Source organism: Cellulosimicrobium sp. SJTW-1 (assembly GCF_047716875.1).
GTDB classification, from domain to species: domain Bacteria; phylum Actinomycetota; class Actinomycetes; order Actinomycetales; family Cellulomonadaceae; genus Cellulosimicrobium; species Cellulosimicrobium funkei.
In genome coordinates, this window is sequence record NZ_CP136680.1 from 2,207,393 (window position 1) to 2,226,098 (window position 18,706).

General features: G+C 73.5%; 15 protein-coding genes. 4 read left to right on the forward strand and 11 right to left on the reverse strand.

Annotation, left to right across the window (positions count from 1 at the left end):
• Window positions 1-331 precede the first annotated feature (331 nt).
• The 4 genes from whiA to uvrC form a co-directional block, all read right to left on the reverse strand.
• The gene (gene whiA, locus RSE42_RS10100) at window positions 332-1,312 is read right to left on the reverse strand and encodes a DNA-binding protein WhiA (RefSeq protein WP_034655142.1); all 981 of its coding nucleotides are present in this window, start codon (window positions 1,310-1,312) and stop codon (window positions 332-334) included.
• 139 nt (window positions 1,313-1,451) lie between these two features.
• Window positions 1,452-2,417 (reverse strand): gluconeogenesis factor YvcK family protein, encoded by a 966-nt coding sequence (locus RSE42_RS10105; RefSeq protein WP_198163065.1) that lies wholly within the window; start codon window positions 2,415-2,417, stop codon window positions 1,452-1,454.
• Between the two features lie 8 nt (window positions 2,418-2,425).
• Complete coding sequence (gene rapZ / locus RSE42_RS10110) at window positions 2,426-3,412, reverse strand: RNase adapter RapZ (protein ID WP_051028082.1); 987 nt, start codon at window positions 3,410-3,412, stop codon at window positions 2,426-2,428.
• Window positions 3,413-3,431: 19 nt separating this feature from the next.
• Window positions 3,432-5,546 (reverse strand): excinuclease ABC subunit UvrC, encoded by a 2,115-nt coding sequence (uvrC, locus tag RSE42_RS10115; protein ID WP_061267762.1) that lies wholly within the window; start codon window positions 5,544-5,546, stop codon window positions 3,432-3,434.
• A 133-nt stretch (window positions 5,547-5,679) separates the two neighbouring features.
• Between uvrC and RSE42_RS10120 the strand changes: the two genes are divergently transcribed.
• Window positions 5,680-6,165, forward strand: coding sequence for an OsmC family protein (locus RSE42_RS10120; protein WP_085388754.1), 486 nt, complete (start codon window positions 5,680-5,682; stop codon window positions 6,163-6,165).
• A gap of 113 nt (window positions 6,166-6,278) precedes the next feature.
• On the opposite strand, the gene uvrA is transcribed toward RSE42_RS10120, so the two are convergent.
• Complete coding sequence (gene uvrA, locus RSE42_RS10125; RefSeq protein ID WP_051027439.1) at window positions 6,279-9,275, reverse strand: excinuclease ABC subunit UvrA; 2,997 nt, start codon at window positions 9,273-9,275, stop codon at window positions 6,279-6,281.
• Window positions 9,276-9,449: 174 nt separating this feature from the next.
• Between uvrA and RSE42_RS10130 the strand changes: the two genes are divergently transcribed.
• Both RSE42_RS10130 and RSE42_RS10135 read left to right on the forward strand, forming a co-directional pair.
• A complete protein-coding gene (locus tag RSE42_RS10130; RefSeq protein WP_415296045.1) occupies window positions 9,450-10,157 on the forward strand; it encodes an MBL fold metallo-hydrolase in 708 nt (235 codons plus the stop codon).
• 121 nt (window positions 10,158-10,278) lie between these two features.
• Window positions 10,279-10,578, forward strand: a complete 300-nt coding sequence (locus tag RSE42_RS10135) for a YciI family protein (protein WP_043651151.1) — start codon at window positions 10,279-10,281, stop codon at window positions 10,576-10,578.
• A gap of 13 nt (window positions 10,579-10,591) precedes the next feature.
• Here the strand turns inward: RSE42_RS10135 and RSE42_RS10140 are convergent, their stop codons facing one another.
• From RSE42_RS10140 to uvrB, 3 genes are all read right to left on the reverse strand, one after another.
• The gene (locus tag RSE42_RS10140) at window positions 10,592-11,725 is read right to left on the reverse strand and encodes a TerC family protein (protein ID WP_415296047.1); all 1,134 of its coding nucleotides are present in this window, start codon (window positions 11,723-11,725) and stop codon (window positions 10,592-10,594) included.
• Between the two features lie 6 nt (window positions 11,726-11,731).
• On the reverse strand, window positions 11,732-12,730 hold the full coding sequence (locus RSE42_RS10145) for a TerC family protein (protein ID WP_391515581.1): 999 nt from the start codon (window positions 12,728-12,730) through the stop codon (window positions 11,732-11,734).
• A 277-nt stretch (window positions 12,731-13,007) separates the two neighbouring features.
• On the reverse strand, window positions 13,008-15,116 hold the full coding sequence (gene uvrB, locus RSE42_RS10150) for an excinuclease ABC subunit UvrB (protein WP_031315536.1): 2,109 nt from the start codon (window positions 15,114-15,116) through the stop codon (window positions 13,008-13,010).
• Between the two features lie 241 nt (window positions 15,117-15,357).
• Here uvrB and RSE42_RS10155 point away from each other — a divergent pair, with 241 nt between their 5' ends.
• Window positions 15,358-16,704, forward strand: coding sequence for a choice-of-anchor A family protein (locus tag RSE42_RS10155; protein ID WP_415296049.1), 1,347 nt, complete (start codon window positions 15,358-15,360; stop codon window positions 16,702-16,704).
• A gap of 52 nt (window positions 16,705-16,756) precedes the next feature.
• Here RSE42_RS10155 and RSE42_RS10160 read toward each other — a convergent pair whose 3' ends face one another.
• The 3 genes from RSE42_RS10160 to RSE42_RS10170 form a co-directional block, all read right to left on the reverse strand.
• Window positions 16,757-17,374: a pyroglutamyl-peptidase I gene (locus RSE42_RS10160; protein ID WP_415296051.1), complete on the reverse strand. Its 618-nt coding sequence runs from the start codon at window positions 17,372-17,374 to the stop codon at window positions 16,757-16,759.
• Window positions 17,371-18,012, reverse strand: a complete 642-nt coding sequence (gene coaE, locus RSE42_RS10165; RefSeq protein WP_415296053.1) for a dephospho-CoA kinase — start codon at window positions 18,010-18,012, stop codon at window positions 17,371-17,373. Before coaE ends, RSE42_RS10160 begins: the two co-directional genes overlap by 4 nt.
• Window positions 18,013-18,081: 69 nt before the next feature.
• Window positions 18,082-18,615 carry a MarR family winged helix-turn-helix transcriptional regulator gene (locus tag RSE42_RS10170; RefSeq protein ID WP_415296054.1) on the reverse strand — a complete coding sequence of 178 codons (534 nt, stop codon included), beginning with the start codon at window positions 18,613-18,615 and terminating at the stop codon, window positions 18,082-18,084.
• Window positions 18,616-18,706 lie beyond the last annotated feature (91 nt).

Below are 18,706 nucleotides of genomic sequence, written 5' to 3' on the forward strand. Positions count from 1 at the left end.
GACGCACACGGTTGATGCCGAACGATCACGTACGCCGTCGTACGCAGGTGGTGATCGCGCCCGTGCCCCGCTGCCCGGATCCCGGCACAGCACCCTCCGTGCTCGTGGACCGTCACGGCGACAGCCGGGACCACCCACGCCCACGAGGGGTGTCAGCGAAGGAGCACGTCGTTGTCACCTGACACTGACGAGCCTATACCAACACCACTCCGTCATGTGACCTGAATCCCATGCTTCGGGACCATCGTCCCGCCGGTGCGTGACGTCCAGGGGACGGGCGCCGCGGCGTCGGGCGCGCGGCGCGACGGTCGCGGGCGGAGGGCCGCGCTCCTCAGAGGTCGAGCAGCTCCGGGCTCAGCCCCGCCTCGGTGTCCGGGATGCCGAGCTCGGCGGCGCGCTTGTCCGCCGTCGAGAGCAGGCGCCGGATGCGCCCCGCGACGGCGTCCTTGGTGAGCGGCGGGTCGGCGAGCTGACCGAGCTCCTCGAGCGACGCCTGCTTGTGCGCGAGGCGCAGCTCGCCGGCCTCGCGGAGGTGCTCGGGCAGGTCGGGCCCCAGGATCTCGAACGCCCGCTCGACCCGGGCGCCCGCCGCGACGGCGGCGCGCGCCGAGCGGCGCAGGTTGGCGTCGTCGAAGTTGGCGAGCCGGTTCGCCGTGCCGCGCACCTCACGACGCGCGCGCCGCTCCTCCCAGACGAGGACCGCCTCGTGCGCGCCGAGGCGCGTGAGGAGCGCGCTGATCGCGTCGCCGTCGCGGATCACCACGCGGTCGATCCCGCGGACCTCGCGCGACTTGGCGGACACCCCCAGGCGCCGGGCCGCGCCGACGAGCGCGAGGGCGGCCTCCGGGCCGGGGCACGTGATCTCGAGGGCCGACGAGCGCCCGGGCTCCGTGAGGGACCCGTGGGCGAGGAAGGCGCCGCGCCACGCGGCCTCGGCCTCCTCCACCCCGCCGGAGACGACCTGCGGGGGCAGCCCGCGCACGGGCCGGCCGCGCTGGTCGAGGAGGCCCGTCTGGCGGGCCAGGGACTCGCCGTCGCGCACGACCCGCACGACGTACCGGCTGCTCTTGCGCAGCCCCCCGGCGGACACCACGATCAGCTCGCTCGTGTGGCCGTAGACGTCGGCGATGGTCTCGCGCAGGCGCCGCGCGGCGATGGCCGTGTCGAGCTCGGCCTCGATGACCACACGACCGGAGATGAGGTGCAGGCCGCCCGAGAAGCGGAGCATCGCGGACACCTCCGCCTTGCGGCACGAGGTCTTGTCCACCCGCAGTCGTGCCAGCTCGTCCTTCACCTGTGCCGTGAGCGCCATGCGGGACATCCTGCCACCGATGGGAGCGTGTCGCGGCGGCGTCCCGGAGCGCGCGGGCGGCCGTCGCGATGTCCGGTGCGCACCCGGGCCCGGGCCCCTCGCGCGCCGGTCCACGACGGGCGCCGGAGGCGGCGAGGGCTCAGCGGGCGGGCGAGCCGACGTCCCCGAGGACGTCGTCGAACACGTCGCGGTAGGCGGCCGCGAGCCGCAGCGCGTCGTGCCGCGGCGTGCCGTCGCCCCGACGGACCTGGCGCAGCAGGAGCCGGGCGCCCATGCGCGCCGCGGCCTCCGCGAGCTGCTCGGTGTCCTCGACGGCGGACGGGTCGGCCACGACGGCGTCGATCCGCAGCTCCGGCGCGTGCTTGTGCAGCACCTCCAGGTGCTCCGTCGCGGTGAGCCCGAACGTCTCCCCCGTCTCGCTCGACAGGTTGAGCGTGACGCACCGGCGCGCCGACGTCTCGTGCAGCGCGCGTGCGAGCTCGGGGACGAGCAGGTGCGGCATCACCGACGAGAACCACGATCCCGGACCGAGCACGACCCAGTCCGCCTCCTCCACGGCCCGCACCGCCTCCGGGCACGCGGGCGGGTCGGCGGGCACGAGCCGGAGCTGCTCGATGCGGTCGTGGGTGACCGCGACGCGGCTCTGCCCGACGACCGTCTCGAGCCGGCCCTGCGTCCAGACGTCTGCCTCGATCCGCAGCGGTACGGCCGCCATGGGGAGCACCCGGCCCCGCGCCCCGAGGAGCTTGCCCACCCAGTCGAGACCGGCCACCGGGTCGTCGAGCAGCTCCCACAGCGCGACGATGAGCAGGTTGCCCACCGCGTGGTTGTCGAGGTCGCCCTCCGACGTGAACCGGTGCTGCAGGAGCGCGCTCCACGTGCGGCCCCACTCCGAGTCGTCGCACAGGGCCGCGAGCGCCATGCGCAGGTCCCCCGGCGGCAGGACGCCGAGCTCCTCGCGCAGGCGCCCCGAGGAGCCGCCGTCGTCGGCGACGGTGACGACCGCCGTGAGACGGTCGGACATGAGCCGCAGCGCCGACAGGCTCGCGGAGAGCCCGTGGCCGCCGCCCAGGGCGACGACGGCGGGGTTGCGCAGGCTGACCACGGCGCCGGTCACTCCTTGCCGAGGTCGCGGGCCGTGACGATGACGCGCTGCCCCTGGGCGCGCAGGCGTGCGGCGATCGCCTCGCTGATCGCGACGGACCGGTGCTTGCCGCCCGTGCAGCCGACGGCGATGGTCACGTACCGCTTCTCCTCGCCCAGATACCCGGCCAGCACCGGCTCGAGCGCGTTCACGTACCGGTCGACGAACTCGAGCGCGCCGGGGCGCCCGAGCACGTAGTCGCGCACGGGCGCGTCGCGGCCGGTGAGGTGGCGCAGCTCGGTGATCCAGTAGGGGTTGGCGAGGAACCGCACGTCGACCACGTGGTCCGCGTCGAGCGGCAGCCCGTACTTGAACCCGAACGAGACGACGTTGATGCGCAGCGTCTCGGGGGTGCCGTCGGCGACGGCGGCGCGCACCTCGCGCGCGAGGTCGTGCACGGTGAGCTCGGACGTGTCGATGACGACGTCGGACCGCTCCTCCAGGCTCGCGAGCAGACGGCGCTCCTCGGCGAGGCCGTCGAGGATGCGCCCCTCCCCCTGCAGCGGGTGCGGGCGCCGGACCTGCTCGTAGCGCCGCACGAGCACCTCGTCGGACGCGTCGAGGAACAGGATGCGGTAGAACACGCCGCTCTGGCGCAGGTGGTCGAGCACCTCGACGAGGTCGGTGAAGAACTCGCGCCCGCGCACGTCGACGACGGCCGCGATGCGCTCGAGCGTCGAGCCGGACCGCGTCATGAGGTCCACGAGCGGGACGATCATGCGCGGCGGCAGGTTGTCGACGACGTACCAGTCGAGGTCCTCCAGCACGGCGGCGGCCCGGGTGCGGCCGGCACCCGACATGCCCGTGATGATGAGCACCTCGGCCTCGCTCGGCTCGGGGGCGTGGGTCGCGGCCTCGATCGCGGGGATGCCGCTGGGGACGGTGGTCGGGGAGGGCTCCGGCACGCGGGCAGGCTGGCCCTGCGGGCTGAGGTCCGGGGTCGGCTCCGAGGTCATGCCCCCAGCATGCCAGCCGTCACGCGCGGGCCGCGGCCTCGTCCTGCGCCGGAGTGTCCTGCGAGGGCCGGTCGTCCGTGGTCCCGCCGCCGAGCGCCGCGACGACGGCCTGCGCCGTCCGCTCGCCCATGCCGCGGACGCTCGCGATCTCCTCGACGCTCGCGGCGCGCAGCCGCTTGAGGGAGCCGAAGTGCTTGAGGAGCGCGGTGCGCCGCGCCGGGCCGAGGCCGGGGACGTCGTCGAGCGCCGAGGCCGTCATGCCCTTGCTGCGCTGCCTGCGGTGCTGGGCGATCGCGAAGCGGTGCGCCTCGTCGCGGACGCGCTGGAGCAGGTACAGGCCCTCGGAGGAACGCTGGAGGATGACGGGGTACTCCTCCCCCGGCAGCCAGACCTCCTCGAGCCGCTTGGCGAGGCCGCACAGCGCGACGTCGTCGATGCCGAGGTCGGCCAGGGCGCGCGCCGCGGCGGCGACCTGCGGCGGGCCGCCGTCGACGACGACGAGGTTCGGCGGGTACGCGAAGCGCGCGCGCCGGTCCACGGGCGCGTCGGGGTCGACCTCGCCGCTGCGCGGCACGTAGCCCGCCGCCTCCGCGGCACGCTCCGCCCGGCGCGCCGCGGCGTCGGACCCGTCGGCGACGTCGTCCGCCTCGAGGTCCAGCTCGACCTCGCCCGAGCGCGAGCGGTCGGACAGGTAGCGCTTGAAGCGGCGCGAGATCACCTCGTACATCGCCGCCGTGTCGTCGGCCGCGCCGTCGCCGTCCGGGCCGCGGACCGTGAAGTGCCGGTACTCGCTCTTGCGCGCGAGCCCGTCCTCGAAGACCACCATCGAGGCGACCTGGTACGTGCCCTGGTTGTGCGAGACGTCGTAGCACTCGATGCGCAGCGGCGCCGTCTCGAGCTCGAGCGCTTCCTGGATCTCGCGCAGCGCCTGGCTGCGGGTCGTGAGGTCGCCCGCGCGCCGCGTGCGGTGCAGCGCGAGCGCGTGCTCCGCGTTGGCCCGGACCGTCGCGGCGAGCTCCTTCTTGTCGCCACGCTGCGGCACCCGGACGTCGACCCGCGCGCCCCGCAGCCCGGAGAGCCACGTGGTGACCTGGTCGGTGTCCGGCGGCAGGACGGGCACGAGGACCTCGCGCGGCACGGCGTCGCGCGCGAGGTCGCGCCCGGCGCGCGTCCCGGCGTCCGCCGCCACGGCCTCCTCCGCCGCGCCGTACACCTGCTGGAGCAGGTGCTCGACGAGCTCGGCGTCCGTGACGTCCTCGACCTTCTCGACGATCCAGCCGCGCTGACCCCGGATGCGACCGCCGCGCACGTGGAACACCTGGACGGCCGCCTCGAGCTCGTCCCCCACGAGCGCGAACACGTCCGCGTCGGTGCCGTCGCCGAGCACGACCGCGTTCTTCTCCGTCGCGCGCTGGAGCGCGGCGATGTCGTCGCGCAGCCGTGCCGCGGCCTCGTACTCCATCGCGGCGGCGGCCTCGTTCATCTTGCGCTCGAGCCGGCGCACGAACCGCTGCGTGTCGCCCGCCATGAAGTCGCAGAAGTCCTCGGCGAGCGCCTTGTGGTCCTCGGGCGTGATGCGCCCGACGCACGGCGCCGAGCACTTGTCGATGTAGCCGAGCAGGCACGGCCGGCCCGTCTGGTGGGCGCGCTTGAAGACCCCCGCGGAGCACGTGCGCACGGGGAACACCCGCAGCAGGAGGTCGAGCGTCTCGCGGATCGCCCACGCGTGGCCGTAGGGCCCGAAGTACCGCGTGCCGGGCCGCTTCGCGCCGCGCATCACCTGGGCGCGCGGGAACTCCTCGCCCATCGTCACCGCGAGGTACGGGTACGACTTGTCGTCGCGGTACTTGACGTTGAACCGCGGGTCGAACTCCTTGATCCACGTGTACTCGAGCGCGAGCGCCTCGACCTCGGTGCCGACGACCGTCCACTCGACCGACGCGGCCGTCGTGACCATCGTCTGGGTGCGGTGGTGCAGGTTCGCGACGTCCTGGAAGTAGTTCGACAGGCGCGCGCGCAGGTTCTTGGCCTTGCCGACGTAGATCACACGGCCGTGCTCGTCGCGGAACCGGTAGACGCCCGGCGAGGTGGGGATCTCCCCCGGCGCAGGGCGGTACGTCGCGGGATCTGCCATGTTCTCCAGCCTAGGTCAGGCCACCGACGCCGGTGGCTCGGGTGTGGGGCGACGCGGGGACGCGGGACGACGGACGCGGTGGCGCGGGGACGGCGCCGTGTGACGCGCGTCACCGGCCGTTAGGGTGGCGGCCATGAGCGCACAGCACGGCTACGCCGCGACGACCCGCTGGACCGGCGCGGGCGACCGCGGCACCGCGTCCTACACCGCCTACAGCCGCGACCACGAGGTGCTCCTCGACGGGAGGCCGCCGCTGCCCGGCTCCGCGGACCCGGCGTTCCGCGGCGACCCGACCCGGTACAGCCCCGAGGAGCTGTTCCTCGCGAGCCTGTCGCAGTGCCACATGCTGTGGTTCCTCCACCTCGCGGCCGCGGCGGGCGTCGTCGTGCGCGAGTACGTCGACGACGCGACCGGCACCATGCGGGTCGAGTCCGGGGGCGAGGGCCAGTTCACGGACGTCACGCTGCACCCGCGCGTGGTGGTCGACGACGGACCCGGCACGGACGAGGCGGCGCTGGCGACCCTCCACCAGCGCGCGCACGACCACTGCTTCATCGCGCGCTCGGTGAACTTCCGCGTGCTCGTCGAGCCGGCGCCCGCCCGGCGCGCCGCCGCCTGACGCCGGGCACGGCGAGCGCGCGGCCCCGACGCGGCGAGCACCGAGCACGCCGCGCGGGTGCGGGCCCGCGCAGGTACGGGCCTGTTCGAGCCCGCACCCGCGCCGCACCGTCGTTACGCCGCGGACGCCTTGCGGCGCCCCGTCTTCGGCTTCTCGTCGGTCGCCCGACGCGCCGCCGCGGACCGGCCCTTCGTCGACTTGCCGGCCTTCGCCGCAGGCGCCGACGCCCCGGAGGACGCCGACGGCGCGGGCCCGACGGGCACGGGGTCGTGCCCCTCGAGGATCTCCGCGAGGAAGCGCCCGGTGTGGCTCGCCTCCACGCGCGCGACCTGCTCGGGCGTCCCCTGCGCGACGACCTTGCCGCCGCCGGAGCCGCCCTCGGGGCCCATGTCGACGACCCAGTCCGCGCTCTTGATGACGTCGAGGTTGTGCTCGATGACGAGGACGCTGTTGCCCTTGTCGACCAGCGACTGGAGCACGCCGAGCAGCTTGCGGATGTCCTCGAAGTGCAGGCCCGTCGTCGGCTCGTCGAGCACGTAGATCGTGCGGCCCGTCGAGCGCTTCTGCAGCTCGCTCGCGAGCTTGACGCGCTGCGCCTCGCCGCCCGAGAGCGTCGGGGCCGGCTGCCCGAGCCGGACGTAGCCCAGGCCGACCTCGACGAGCGTCTTGAGGTGCCGCGAGATCGCGGGCACGGCCGCGAAGAACTCGGACGCCTCCTCGATCGGCATGTCGAGCACGTCCGCGACGGTCTTGCCCTTGAAGTGCACCTCGAGCGTCTCGCGGTTGTAGCGCGCGCCGTGGCACACCTCGCACGGCACGTAGACGTCCGGGAGGAAGTTCATCTCGATCTTCAGCGTGCCGTCGCCAGAGCACGCCTCGCAGCGGCCGCCCTTGACGTTGAACGAGAACCGGCCCGGCGTGTACCCGCGCACCTTGGCCTCGGTCGTCTCCGCGAACAGCTTGCGCACGTGGTCCCACACGCCGGTGTACGTCGCGGGGTTCGACCGCGGCGTGCGCCCGATCGGGCCCTGGTCCACGTGCACGACCTTGTCGAGGTGCTCGAGGCCGGTGACGCGCGTGTGGCGGCCCGCGACCTGCCGGGCCCCGTTGAGCTCGTTGGCGAGCACGGTGTAGAGGATCGAGTTCACGAGCGTGGACTTGCCGGAGCCGGAGACGCCCGTCACCGCGGTGAACGTGCCGAGCGGGAAGCTCACGTCGATGCCCGTGAGGTTGTGCTCGCGCGCACCGACCACCTTGATCTGACGGCCCGGGTCCGTCGGGCGCCGCTGCGCCGGGAGCGGGATGCTGCGCCGCCCCGACAGGTACGCGCCCGTGACGGACTCCGGCGCCTCGAGCAGGCCCGCGTAGTCGCCCGAGTGCACGACGCGCCCCCCGTGCTCCCCCGCCCCCGGGCCGATGTCGACGACCCAGTCCGCGGTGCGGATGGTGTCCTCGTCGTGCTCGACGACGATGAGCGTGTTCCCGAGGTCGCGCAGGCGCGTGAGCGTCTCGATGAGCCGGCGGTTGTCGCGCTGGTGCAGGCCGATGCTCGGCTCGTCCAGCACGTAGAGCACGCCGACCAGGCCCGATCCGATCTGCGTCGCGAGCCGGATGCGCTGCGCCTCGCCGCCGGAGAGCGTCGCGGCCGGTCGCTCGAGCGAGAGGTAGTCGAGGCCGACGTCGAGCAGGAACCCGAGGCGCGCGTCGATCTCCTTGAGGACCTCGGTCGCGATGGCGCGCTCGCGCGCTCCCAGCTCGAGCGACCCGAGGAACGCCGCGGCCTCGCGCAGGGGCAGGCGGCACACGTCCCAGATGGACCTGCCGCCGACCTTGACCGCGAGCACCTCCGGCTTGAGCCGGGCCCCCTGGCACACGGGGCACGGGACCTCGCGCATGAAGGCCTCGTACTTCTCCTTCGACCAGTCCGACTCGGTCTCGGTGTGCCGGCGCTCGAGGAAGGTGATGACGCCCTCGAACCCGGTCGAGTACTGCCGCTCACGGCCCCAGCGGTTCTTGTACCGCACGTGCACCTGGTGGTTCTGGCCGTGGAGCACGGCCTTCTTCGCCCGCTCGGGGAGCGCGCGCCACGGCGTGTCCATGGAGAAGCCCAGGTCGTCCGCGAGCGCCGTGAGGACGCGCTCGAAGTACTCCGACGAGATCTGCGCCCACGGCGCGACCGCGCCCTCGCGCAGAGACTTCTCGTCGTCCGGCACCACGAGGTCCGGGTCCACCTCGAGACGGAACCCGATGCCCGTGCACTCCGGGCACGCGCCGTACGGCGCGTTGAAGGAGAACGTGCGCGGCTCGATCTCGTCGAGCGCGAGCTCGTGGTCGTTCGGGCACGCGCGCTTCTCCGAGAAACGGCGCTCCCGGGCCGGGTCGTCCGCGTCCGCGTCGACGAGCTCGACGACGACGAGCCCGCCCGCGAGCCCGAGGGCCGTCTCGACGGAGTCGGTGAGCCGGCGCTGGACGCCCTCGCGCGCGACGAGGCGGTCGACGACCACCTCGATGTCGTGCTTGAGCTTCTTCTCGAGCGCCGGGACGTCCGTGAGGGTGCGCACCTCGCCGTCGACGCGGGCACGGGCGAAGCCCTTGGTCTGGAGCTCCTTGAAGAGCTCGGAGTACTCGCCCTTGCGGCCGCGCACGACCGGGGCGAGGACCTGGTAGCGCGTGCCCTCGGGGAGCTCGAGGAGGCGGTCGACGATCTGCTGCGGGGTCTGCGCGGTGACGCGCTCGCCGCACACCGGGCAGTGCTGCGTCCCGGCGCGCGAGAACAGCAGGCGCAGGTAGTCGTAGACCTCGGTGATGGTGCCGACGGTCGAGCGCGGGTTGCGGTTCGTGGACTTCTGGTCGATCGAGACCGCGGGCGACAGGCCCTCGATGAAGTCGACGTCCGGCTTGTCCATCTGGCCGAGGAACTGGCGCGCGTACGCGGACAGCGACTCGACGTACCGGCGCTGCCCCTCCGCGAAGATGGTGTCGAAGGCGAGCGACGACTTGCCCGAGCCGGAGAGCCCCGTGAAGACGATGAGCTTGTCGCGCGGGAGGTCGAGGTCGACGTTGCGCAGGTTGTGCTCGCGGGCACCGGAGATGACGAGGCGATTGCTCACCGCAGCATCGTACGGCCGACCACCCACACTCGCACAGGTGTTCGACGTCACCTCCGCACGGCACCCGGCGAACGCACACGAGCGCCCCACGTCCGGGCTCTCCGCCGTGACCCGGGTCACGCGGCCCGGGGGCGCGGCGCACCGCCCGCCGCGAGCCGACGGCACACTGGGCGTATGACGTACACCGGACAGGTCGCCGTGGGCGGCCCGCACGACCTGCGACGCCTCGACGAGGTCGAGATCCGCAAGCTCGCCGTCGGGGCGCTCGCGAACGACGTCTACCTCCTCACGTGCCGGCGTACCGGTGCCCAGCTCCTCGTCGACGCCGCCGACGCGCCCGACGACGTGCTCGACCTCGTGCGGGCGGGCTCGCCGTCAGGACGGCTCGACGGCGTCGTCACGACGCACCGGCACGCCGACCATCTTCGGGCGCTCGCGTCCGTCATCGCCGCGACGGGCGCGTGGTCGGCTGCCGGCGAGCCCGACGCGGACGCGGTCGCCGCGGCGTCCGGCGTGCCCGTCGCCCGCCGCCTGCGGCACGGGGACGTGCTGCGGGTGGGCGCGCTCGACCTCGAGGTCGTGGCGCTGCGCGGGCACACGCCGGGCTCCGTCGCGCTCGCCTACCGCGAGCCGGACGACGTCGCCGAGCCCGAGGCCGTGCCTGGCCGGGTGCACCTGTTCACCGGGGACTCGCTCTTCCCCGGCGGGGTCGGGAACACCGACCGCGACCCGGCGCGGTTCGCGAGCCTGCTGTCCGACGTCGTCGGGCGCGTCTTCGACCGGTTCGACGACGCCACGTGGGTCTATCCCGGTCACGGCGCCGACACGACGCTCGGTGCCGAGCGGCCGCACCTCGCCGAGTGGCGCGAGCGGGGCTGGTAGCGCGGGTCTGGTAGCGGGCGGCCGGTGGCGTGCGGCCGGTAGGGGGCGGCAGGGAGCACGGGGCGCAGCCGAGGCGCGGACCGGACCGCACGCCGTCGGGACGGCCTGGTTCACTGGCTCCATGCCGATCCACGCCGTCACCTACGTCTACGCCGACCGCAGCGCCGAGCTCGACGCCCTGCGACCCGAGCACCGCGCGTTCCTCGCCGACCTCCACACCCGGGGCACGCTCCTCGCCTCCGGTCCGCTCCCCGCCCACGAGGGCGCGCCCGCCGGAGCGCTGCTCGTCCTCGACGGGGAGACGCCCGACGCCGTCGCCGCGGTCCTCGACGAGGACCCGTTCGCGCGCGCCGGGCTGGTCGCGCAGCGCGCGGTCCGCCCGTGGTCGCCGGTGATCGGCGACTGGGCGGACCGCGTCTGAGCCGGGCCGCGCGCTAGCGCGCGGCACCCCCACGGGGGACCCCGCCGCCCTGCGGCGGGGTCTCCCCCGCGGCGGGCGCCTCGTCGGTCACGGTCTCCGTGGCGTCTTCCGTGACGTCCTCCGTGGACGACGCCACGGTCCCGGGCTCCTCGCCGTCCGCCGGCTCGCTCCGTGCGTGCAGCGCGCGGGTGCGCAGCAGACTCGCGACGGTCGTGACCGCGAGCGCCCCGACGATCACCACGAGCGAGAGCCAGATGGGGACCGTCGGCACCGCCTCGAGGTGCTCGCCGCCGTTGATGAACGGCAGCGTGTTCTCGTGCAGGGCCTCGAGGATGAGCTTGACGCCGATGAACCCGAGGATGACGGCCAGGCCGATCGGCAGGTAGACCAGCCGCTCGAGCAGACCGCCCAGCAGGAAGTAGAGCTGGCGCAGCCCCATGAGGGCGAAGACGTTCGTCGTGAAGACGATGAACGGGTCCTGCGTGAGCCCGAAGATGGCCGGGATGGAGTCGAACGCGAACAGCAGGTCGGTGCTGCCGATCGCGAGGAACACGACGACGAGCGGCGTGAAGACCCGCTTGCCGTCCTCGACCGTGCGCAGCCGGCCGCCGTCGTACCGGGTGCCGAGCGGCAGGACCCGGCGCAGCGCCCGGACGGCGCGGTTCTCGTGGTACTCCTCGGGCTCGTCGCCGCCCGCCACGAGCTTGATCGCCGTGTACACGAGGAACGCGCCGAACAGGTAGAACACCCAGACGAACTGCGAGATGATCGCCGCGCCCGCCAGGATGAACGCCCCCCGCAGGACGAGCGCGACGATGATCCCGACCATGAGGACGCGCTGCTGCTGCTCTCGCGGGACCGCGAAGCGCGCCATGATGATCACGAACACGAACAGGTTGTCCACCGAGAGGCTGTACTCGGTGAGCCACCCGGCGTAGAACTCCCCGGCCGGTGCCGCGCCCCCCACCGCTCCGACGACCGCCCCGAAGACGAGCGCGAGCGCGACGTAGAACCCGACCCAGAGCGCGCTCTCGCGCATGGACGGGACGTGCGGCCGGCGCCCGACGACGAACAGGTCGACGAGGAGCAGGACGGCGAGCGCCGACAGCGACGCCCACTCGAACCAGACGGGAAGTTCGTGAACCATCGGTGGCTAGCCCTCCGAGATCTCGGCCTCGCGTCGACGGTCGGCGCGGTCCTTGGCGAGGCTCGCGACCGTGGTGATCGTGAGCACGACGACGATGAACCCGAGGGACAGGGCGGTCGGGATCTCCGGGATGACGGTGATGTGCTCACCGCCGTTGATGAACGGCACCTCGTTCTTGTGCAGCGCGTGGATGAGCAGCTTCACGCCGATGAAGCCGAGGATCGCGGCGAGGCCGTAGGCGAGGTAGACGAGGCGGTCCAGCAGGCCGTCGATGAGGAAGTAGAGCTGGCGCAGGCCGAGCAGCGAGAACGCGTTGGCCGCGAACACGAGGTACGTCTCCTGCGTGAGGCCGAAGATCGCGGGGATCGAGTCGACGGCGAACAGCAGGTCGGCGCTGCCGATCGCGATCATGACGATGAGCATCGGGGTGATGAAGCGCTTCCCGTCGATCTTGGTCGTCATCTTGTCCTCGACGTACGTCTCCGTCGTCGGGAACAGGCGGCGGGTCAGCCTGAGCGCGCCGTTCTCGTGGAACTCCTCGTCGTGACCGGAGCCCGCCTTCACCTGCGTCCACGCGGTGTACAGCAGGAACGCGCCGAAGACGTAGAAGATCCAGCTGAAGTTCTCGATGAGCGCGGCGCCCAGGAGGATGAAGATCGTCCTCAGGACGAGCGCGATCGTGATGCCGATCAGCAGGACCTTCTGCTGGTACAGCCGCGGGACGCGGAAGCTCGTCATGATGAGCACGAAGACGAAGAGGTTGTCGACCGACAGGCTCTTCTCGGTGATGTAGCCGGCGAAGTACTCGCCGCCGTACGTCGAGCCCCACACGGCCCAGACGATGCCGCCGAACACGACCGCGACGGCGACGTAGCCCGCGGACCACCAGCTGGCCTCGCGCAGGCTCGGGGCGTGCGGCGTGCGCACGTGCCCGACGTAGTCGACGGCGAGCATCGCGAGGATCACGCCGATGGTGACGAGCCAGGCCCAGACGGGGACGTCCATGCAGAAACCTCCGGTACGTAGCACTGAGTACCGAAGGTCTCTTCCGCCACGCACCGCCACGCGCGCGCGTCCGAGACGCGGGCTGGTGGTTGCGGGACCGGTGACACCGGGCCGACGACTGCGCCGACCGTGATGACGACATCACCGCGGAGGAATACTCCCCTTCAACGAGGAGCCAGCATAGGCCATCGCTCCTGCTCGTGTGACAACACCACGCCACCGTGGACTGTTCCGCGGGCACGCCCGCGGCGACGCCCGGCCGGTCCCCCAGAACCGGTCAGGCCGTCGCGGCGTGCATCTGGCGCAGCTCCTTCTTGAGCCCCGAGATCTCGTCGCGCAGCCGGGCCGCGAGCTCGAACTGGAGCTCGCCCGCGGCCGCGTGCATCTGGTCGCTCAGCTCCTGGATGAGCTCCGCGAGGTCGCTCGCCGCCGCGCCCGCGAGCCGGTTGCCCGACGACGCACCCTCCTTCGGACCGCCCGGCACCGGGGCCTTGCCCTTCGCGCCCTTGCCCGGCTGGCGGTAGCCGCCGGCCAGGAGCTCGGCGGTGTCCACGTCCTCGCGCGCGAGCATGTCGGTCACGTCGGAGATGCGCTTGCGCAGCGGCGTCGGGTCGACGCCGTGCTCGGTGTTGTACGCGATCTGCTTCTCGCGGCGCCGCTCGGTCTCCTCGATCGCCGCGGCCATCGCCGGCGTGATCCGGTCCGCGTACATGTGCACCTGGCCGGACACGTTGCGGGCCGCGCGCCCGATCGTCTGGATGAGCGACTTGGGCGAGCGCAGGAAGCCCTCCTTGTCGGCGTCGAGGATCGCGACGAGCGAGACCTCGGGCAGGTCGAGGCCCTCGCGCAGCAGGTTGATGCCGACGAGGACGTCGTACTCGCCGAGGCGCAGCTCGCGCAGCAGCTCGACGCGGCGCAGCGTGTCGACCTCGGAGTGGAGATAGCGGACCCGCACGTCCTTCTCGAGCAGGTAGTCCGTGAGGTCCTCGGCCATCTTCTTGGTGAGCGTCGTGACCAGCACGCGCTCGTCGCGGTCGACCCGCTCTCGGATCTCGTGCAGGAGGTCGTCGATCTGGCCGGTGGTCGGCTTGACGATCACCTCGGGGTCCACGAGACCCGTCGGGCGGATGATCTGCTCGACCACGCCGTCCGCCATCGAGAGCTCGTAGTCGCCCGGCGTGGCCGACAGGTACACGGTCTGGCCGATGCGCTCGACGAACTCCTCCCACCGCAGCGGGCGGTTGTCCATCGCGCTCGGCAGGCGGAACCCGTGGTCCACCAGGCTGCGCTTGCGCGACATGTCGCCCTCGAACATCGCGCCGATCTGCGGCACGGTCACGTGCGACTCGTCGATGACGAGGAGGAAGTCCTCCGGGAAGTAGTCGAGCAGGGTGTTCGGGGGCGACCCCGCCTCGCGGCCGTCGATGTGCCGGGAGTAGTTCTCGATCCCGGAGCAGGTGCCGATCTGGCGCATCATCTCGATGTCGTAGGTGGTGCGCATGCGCAGGCGCTGCGCCTCGAGCAGCTTGTTCTGCCGCTCGAGCTCGTCGAGCCGCTCCGTGAGCTCGGCCTCGATCGAGGAGATCGCGCGCTCCATGCGCTCCGGCCCGGCGACGTAGTGCGTCGCGGGGAACACGTGGATGCTCGGCTCGGAGCGGATGACCTCACCGGTGAGGGGGTGCAGCGTCTGGATGCTCTCGATCTCGTCGCCGAAGAACTCGATGCGGACCGCGAGCTCCTCGTAGACCGGGATGATCTCGACCGTGTCGCCGCGCACGCGGAACGTGCCGCGCGTGAACGCCATGTCGTTGCGCGTGTACTGCATCGTGACGAACTGCCGCAGCAGGTCGTCGCGCTCCACCTGCATCCCGACGTCGAGGCGCACCATCCGGTCGACGTACTCCTGCGGGGTGCCGAGGCCGTAGATGCACGACACGGACGCCACGACGACGACGTCCCGGCGCGTGAGCAGCGAGCTCGTCGCGGAGTGGCGCAGCCGCTCCACCTCGTCGTTGATGGACGAGTCCTTCTCGATGTAGGTGTCCGTCTGCGCGATGTACGCCTCGGGCTGGTAGTAGTCGTAGTACGAGACGAAGTACTCGACCGCGTTGTTCGGCAGCAGCTCGCGGAACTCCGTGGCGAGCTGCGCGGCGAGCGTCTTGTTGGGGGCCATGACGAGGGTCGGGCGCTGCAGCTCCTCGATCAGCCAGGCCGTCGTGGCGGACTTCCCCGTCCCGGTGGCACCGAGCAGCACGACGTCCTTCTCGCCCGCGCGGACGCGCTGCGAGAGGTCCGCGATGGCCGTGGGCTGGTCGCCCGACGGCTGGTACTCGGAGATGACCTCGAACGGAGCGGTGGCGCGCTGGAGATCGGTCACGGGACGCATGTGTCCACGGTACGTCCAGCCACCCACATCGTTCGCGGGAGCGCCTCGCCGGGCCGCGCACCCCATACACCCGACTTCACCCGCGCGCAATTTGGAAGGCGTGGTGCCGAACCCCTAGTGTTCCCTCGACCTGCCCGCTCCCCGACGCCCGTGGAGCTCCGGCGACCGGCCGGCCACGGGCGTGGAGGCCCACGCGCAGCTCTCGTCAGCACGGCCAACGACCCCTCGACCTGGAGCCCTCATGCGCCTGCACCCCGCGCGCCCCCGCGGAATCCCCCTGATCGCCCTCACCACCCTGGCCCTGTCGGTCGGCTTCGTCGCGCCCGCGAGCGCGACGCCCGCCGTCGGCGCCGACGACGTCTGCTCCGCGGACGCCACGACCCGCCCCGTCGGCGTCTACGAGCTCACCGCGGTGGAGGACGCGGGCGTCGGCATCTGGGCGGGCGGCGGGCTCACCGTCGCGACCGCGACCGAGCTCGAGGGCCGCGTCGTGGTCGGCGGGGACGCCGACCTCGCGGGGGCCGGCTCCCTCAACGTCGGGACCGCGGGCGGCGGCGGGTCAGCGATCACCCCCGCGGGCGGGACCGACATGCTCGTCGTCGGGGGCGACCTCGCCACCGCGCGGAACACGCAGGTCGGGTTCCACGCGTCGCGCGGCGGCAACGTCGTGGTGGGCGGCACGATCACGGGCTCGGCGCCGAGCACCGAGAGCGCGAACGCGCTCGGCACGCACGGGTCCGTGCGCCAGGGTGTCGGCCGGGACGCGGCGCTCGCGCCCTACGACGAGCTCCCCGCGCTCGTCGCCGGCATCGCCGCCGACGCGACCGACGGCGCCGAGCAGGTCGCCCCGGAGAACGGCGTCCTGACCGTCGAGGCGGGCGCGCGGTACGCGCTCACCGCGGAGGGTGCCGCGTCGCTCCGCGAGCTGCACGTCACGGGCACCGGCCCGGTGCTGCTCAGCGTCAGCGGGTCCACGGTGCGCATTCCGTCCCTTCAGTACGTCGCGTACGACGGCGTGCGCCTCTACCAGGCGACGCAGTACCTGTCGTCCCACTTCCTCTGGGCGTTCCCGGACGCGACGCAGGTCGCGCTCGGCACGAACGACCAGTTCCCCGGCACGATCGTCGTCCCGCGCGCCGACGCGACGCTCACGGTGTCCACGTCGACGAACGGGCGCGTCCTCGCGAACGGCGCGGTCGCGTACACCGGCGGGGCCGGCATCGAGCACCACAACTACCCGTTCGCGGGCCCGTGCGAGCCGGTCCCGGTCGCCGCGGAGCCGGAGCCGACGCCCGAGACCCCGACCCCGGGTGGCACCGAGACGACGACGCCTCCGACGACCACCGAGACCCCCGGCGCCGAGGTGCCGGGCGAGCCCGCCGCGGAGAGCACGCCCGCTCCGCAGGCGACGCCCGTCGCGAGCACGGACCCGACGCCGTCGGCGGCCCCCAGCAGCAAGTCCACGCCGGAGGGCGGGCTGGCCTCGACCGGTTCCTCGGTCGTCGTGCTCGCCGTGGTGGCGGCGCTCCTGCTCGCCGGGGGCGCGACGCTGCTCGTGGTCGTCGCCCGTCGCCGCGCGGCGAGCTGACGGTCTGCGGCGCCGGGGCCGGCGGGGCGACCTGCCGGCCCCCGGCGCCCGCTCAGCTCTCGGTGCCCGCGGCGACCCGCGGCTCGGGGGCGCCGAGGAGCGCCTGCCGCACGACGGCCGCGACGGCGGTCACCTGGTCCTCGACGGGCACCGCGCCGGCGTCGGGCACGTGTACGAAGCCCGCGCGGCGGCCCGGCACGGAGCCCCAGTGGTGCATGAGGGCGTAGAACACGTCGTTGCACACGTACGTGCCGGCCGTCCCGGACACCTCTACGGGGACACCGGCCTCCCGGACGGCGACGAGCGACGCCTTGAGCGGGAGCGTGGACCAGTGGCCGACGGGCGCCCCCGGCACGACGGGCACGTCGACCGGCTGCGCCCCGGCGTTGTCGGGGATCCGGGCGTCGCGCACGTTGACGGCCACGCGCTCGAGGCGCACGCGCCCGGCGCCGCCCGCGAGCCCCAGCGCCACGACAACCGCCGGGTCGTGCTCCCGGACGACGGCGTCGAGCGCGGGCCACGCCCCGGCGAACGTCACGGGGAGCCGGACGGCGACCACGCGGTCCCCCACGAGCTCCTCGCCGCGCTCCGCGAGGAGCTGGGCGGTCTCCCACGAGGGGTTCGTGGCGTCGCCGCCGAAGGGCTCGAAGCCGCTCACCACGACCGTCACGCCTCGCGCTCCTCGAGCTCCGCGAGCGCCTCCGCGTCGACCTCCGCGCGCACGCGCGCCCAGAGCGCGTCGACCTGCGCGCGCAGCGCGTCGGGGTCGCCCGATCCGTCGAGGGTGACGTCCGCGGCCGCGAGGCGCGCCGCGTCGTCGGCCTGGGCGGCGAGCCGCGCGCGCGCCTCCTCCTCGCTCAGCCCCCGCGACGTCACGAGGCGGTCCACCCGGACGTCCTCGGGCGTGTGCACGACCACGACGCAGTGGAACCGCGCCGGGTCGCCCGTCTCGACGAGGAGCGGGATGTCGTGCACGACGACGGCTCGCGGGTCGGCCGCACCGGCCGCGGCCTCGCGCTCGGCGGCGAGCCGACGGACCTCGGGGTGGACGATCGCGTTGAGCCGCTCGCGCGCGGCGTCGTCCCCGAACACCACGCGCCCGAGCGCGGGCCGGTCGAGCGCGCCGTCCTCACCGAGGACCTCGGGCCCGAAGGCCTCGACGACCTCGTCGAGCCCGACGGTGCCGGGCGCGACGGCGTCGCGCGCGAGGGCGTCGTAGTCGACGACCACCGCGCCCAGCTCGGCGAAGCGGGCGAGCGCGACGGACTTCCCCGCCGCTATTCCTCCGGTCAGGCCGATGCGAAACATGCGTCCCATCCTGCCAGCCGGCGCACCGCCCCGCGTCGGGGCGCGGGGCGCCCCTCGACCAGCCGGCGCTCAGCGGGAGGAGATCGCCCCCGGGGAGCCCTCGGCCGCTTCGCCGTCGTCGGGCCGCTCGCCCGCGACCGCGCGCAGCAGCCGGAGCAGCTCGGCGCGCTCGTGCGCGTCCAGGCGGGCCAGCAGGGTGCCCGCGCTCGACGACCTCTCCGCCCCGACCTGCTCGACGACCTCGCGCCCGCGCGGCGTCAGCTCGACGAGCGTGGCGCGGCGGTCCTGCGGGTCGGGAGTGCGGCGCACGAGACCGGCGTGCTCGGCGTCGTCGACCTTCGAGGTGACCGAGCGCGGCGCGACGTCGAGCGCCGACGCCACCGCGCCGAGCCGGCACGGGCCGTCGCAGCGGGAGAGGAAGCGCAGCATCCGGAACTGGCCAGGCGTCGTGCCCGCGGGCTCGAGCCGCTCGCTCGCCTCGCGGCGCACGCTGCGCAACGCGGCGTGCAGGAGCGCGAGGAACTCCCCCGCCTCGTCGGTGGAGGTGGCTCGGCCGCCCGGGGGTGCGCCCGGCGTGGCAGGCTGGCTCGCGTCGGTCGTCACGAGGCCGAGCGTACCGGGCCCGGGCCCACTTGTGGTATCGGCTCATTGTGAGTTAGACTCACTATCGTTGTCGCGCGAGCGATCCTCGGAC

Excerpts from the sequence above, each read along its gene's own strand:
- whiA (WP_034655142.1), bottom strand. The coding sequence starts at position 1,312 with ATGGCGCTCACGGCACAGGTGAAGGACGAGCTGGCACGACTGCGGGTG.
- rapZ (WP_051028082.1), bottom strand. The coding sequence starts at position 3,412 with ATGACCTCGGAGCCGACCCCGGACCTCAGCCCGCAGGGCCAGCCTGCC.
- uvrC (WP_061267762.1), bottom strand. The coding sequence starts at position 5,546 with ATGGCAGATCCCGCGACGTACCGCCCTGCGCCGGGGGAGATCCCCACC.
- RSE42_RS10120 (WP_085388754.1), top strand. The coding sequence starts at position 5,680 with ATGAGCGCACAGCACGGCTACGCCGCGACGACCCGCTGGACCGGCGCG.
- RSE42_RS10130 (WP_415296045.1), top strand. The coding sequence starts at position 9,450 with ATGACGTACACCGGACAGGTCGCCGTGGGCGGCCCGCACGACCTGCGA.
- RSE42_RS10135 (WP_043651151.1), top strand. The coding sequence starts at position 10,279 with ATGCCGATCCACGCCGTCACCTACGTCTACGCCGACCGCAGCGCCGAG.
- RSE42_RS10140 (WP_415296047.1), bottom strand. The coding sequence starts at position 11,725 with ATGGTTCACGAACTTCCCGTCTGGTTCGAGTGGGCGTCGCTGTCGGCG.
- RSE42_RS10145 (WP_391515581.1), bottom strand. The coding sequence starts at position 12,730 with ATGGACGTCCCCGTCTGGGCCTGGCTCGTCACCATCGGCGTGATCCTC.
- uvrB (WP_031315536.1), bottom strand. The coding sequence starts at position 15,116 with ATGCGTCCCGTGACCGATCTCCAGCGCGCCACCGCTCCGTTCGAGGTC.
- RSE42_RS10155 (WP_415296049.1), top strand. The coding sequence starts at position 15,358 with ATGCGCCTGCACCCCGCGCGCCCCCGCGGAATCCCCCTGATCGCCCTC.
- coaE (WP_415296053.1), bottom strand. The coding sequence starts at position 18,012 with ATGTTTCGCATCGGCCTGACCGGAGGAATAGCGGCGGGGAAGTCCGTC.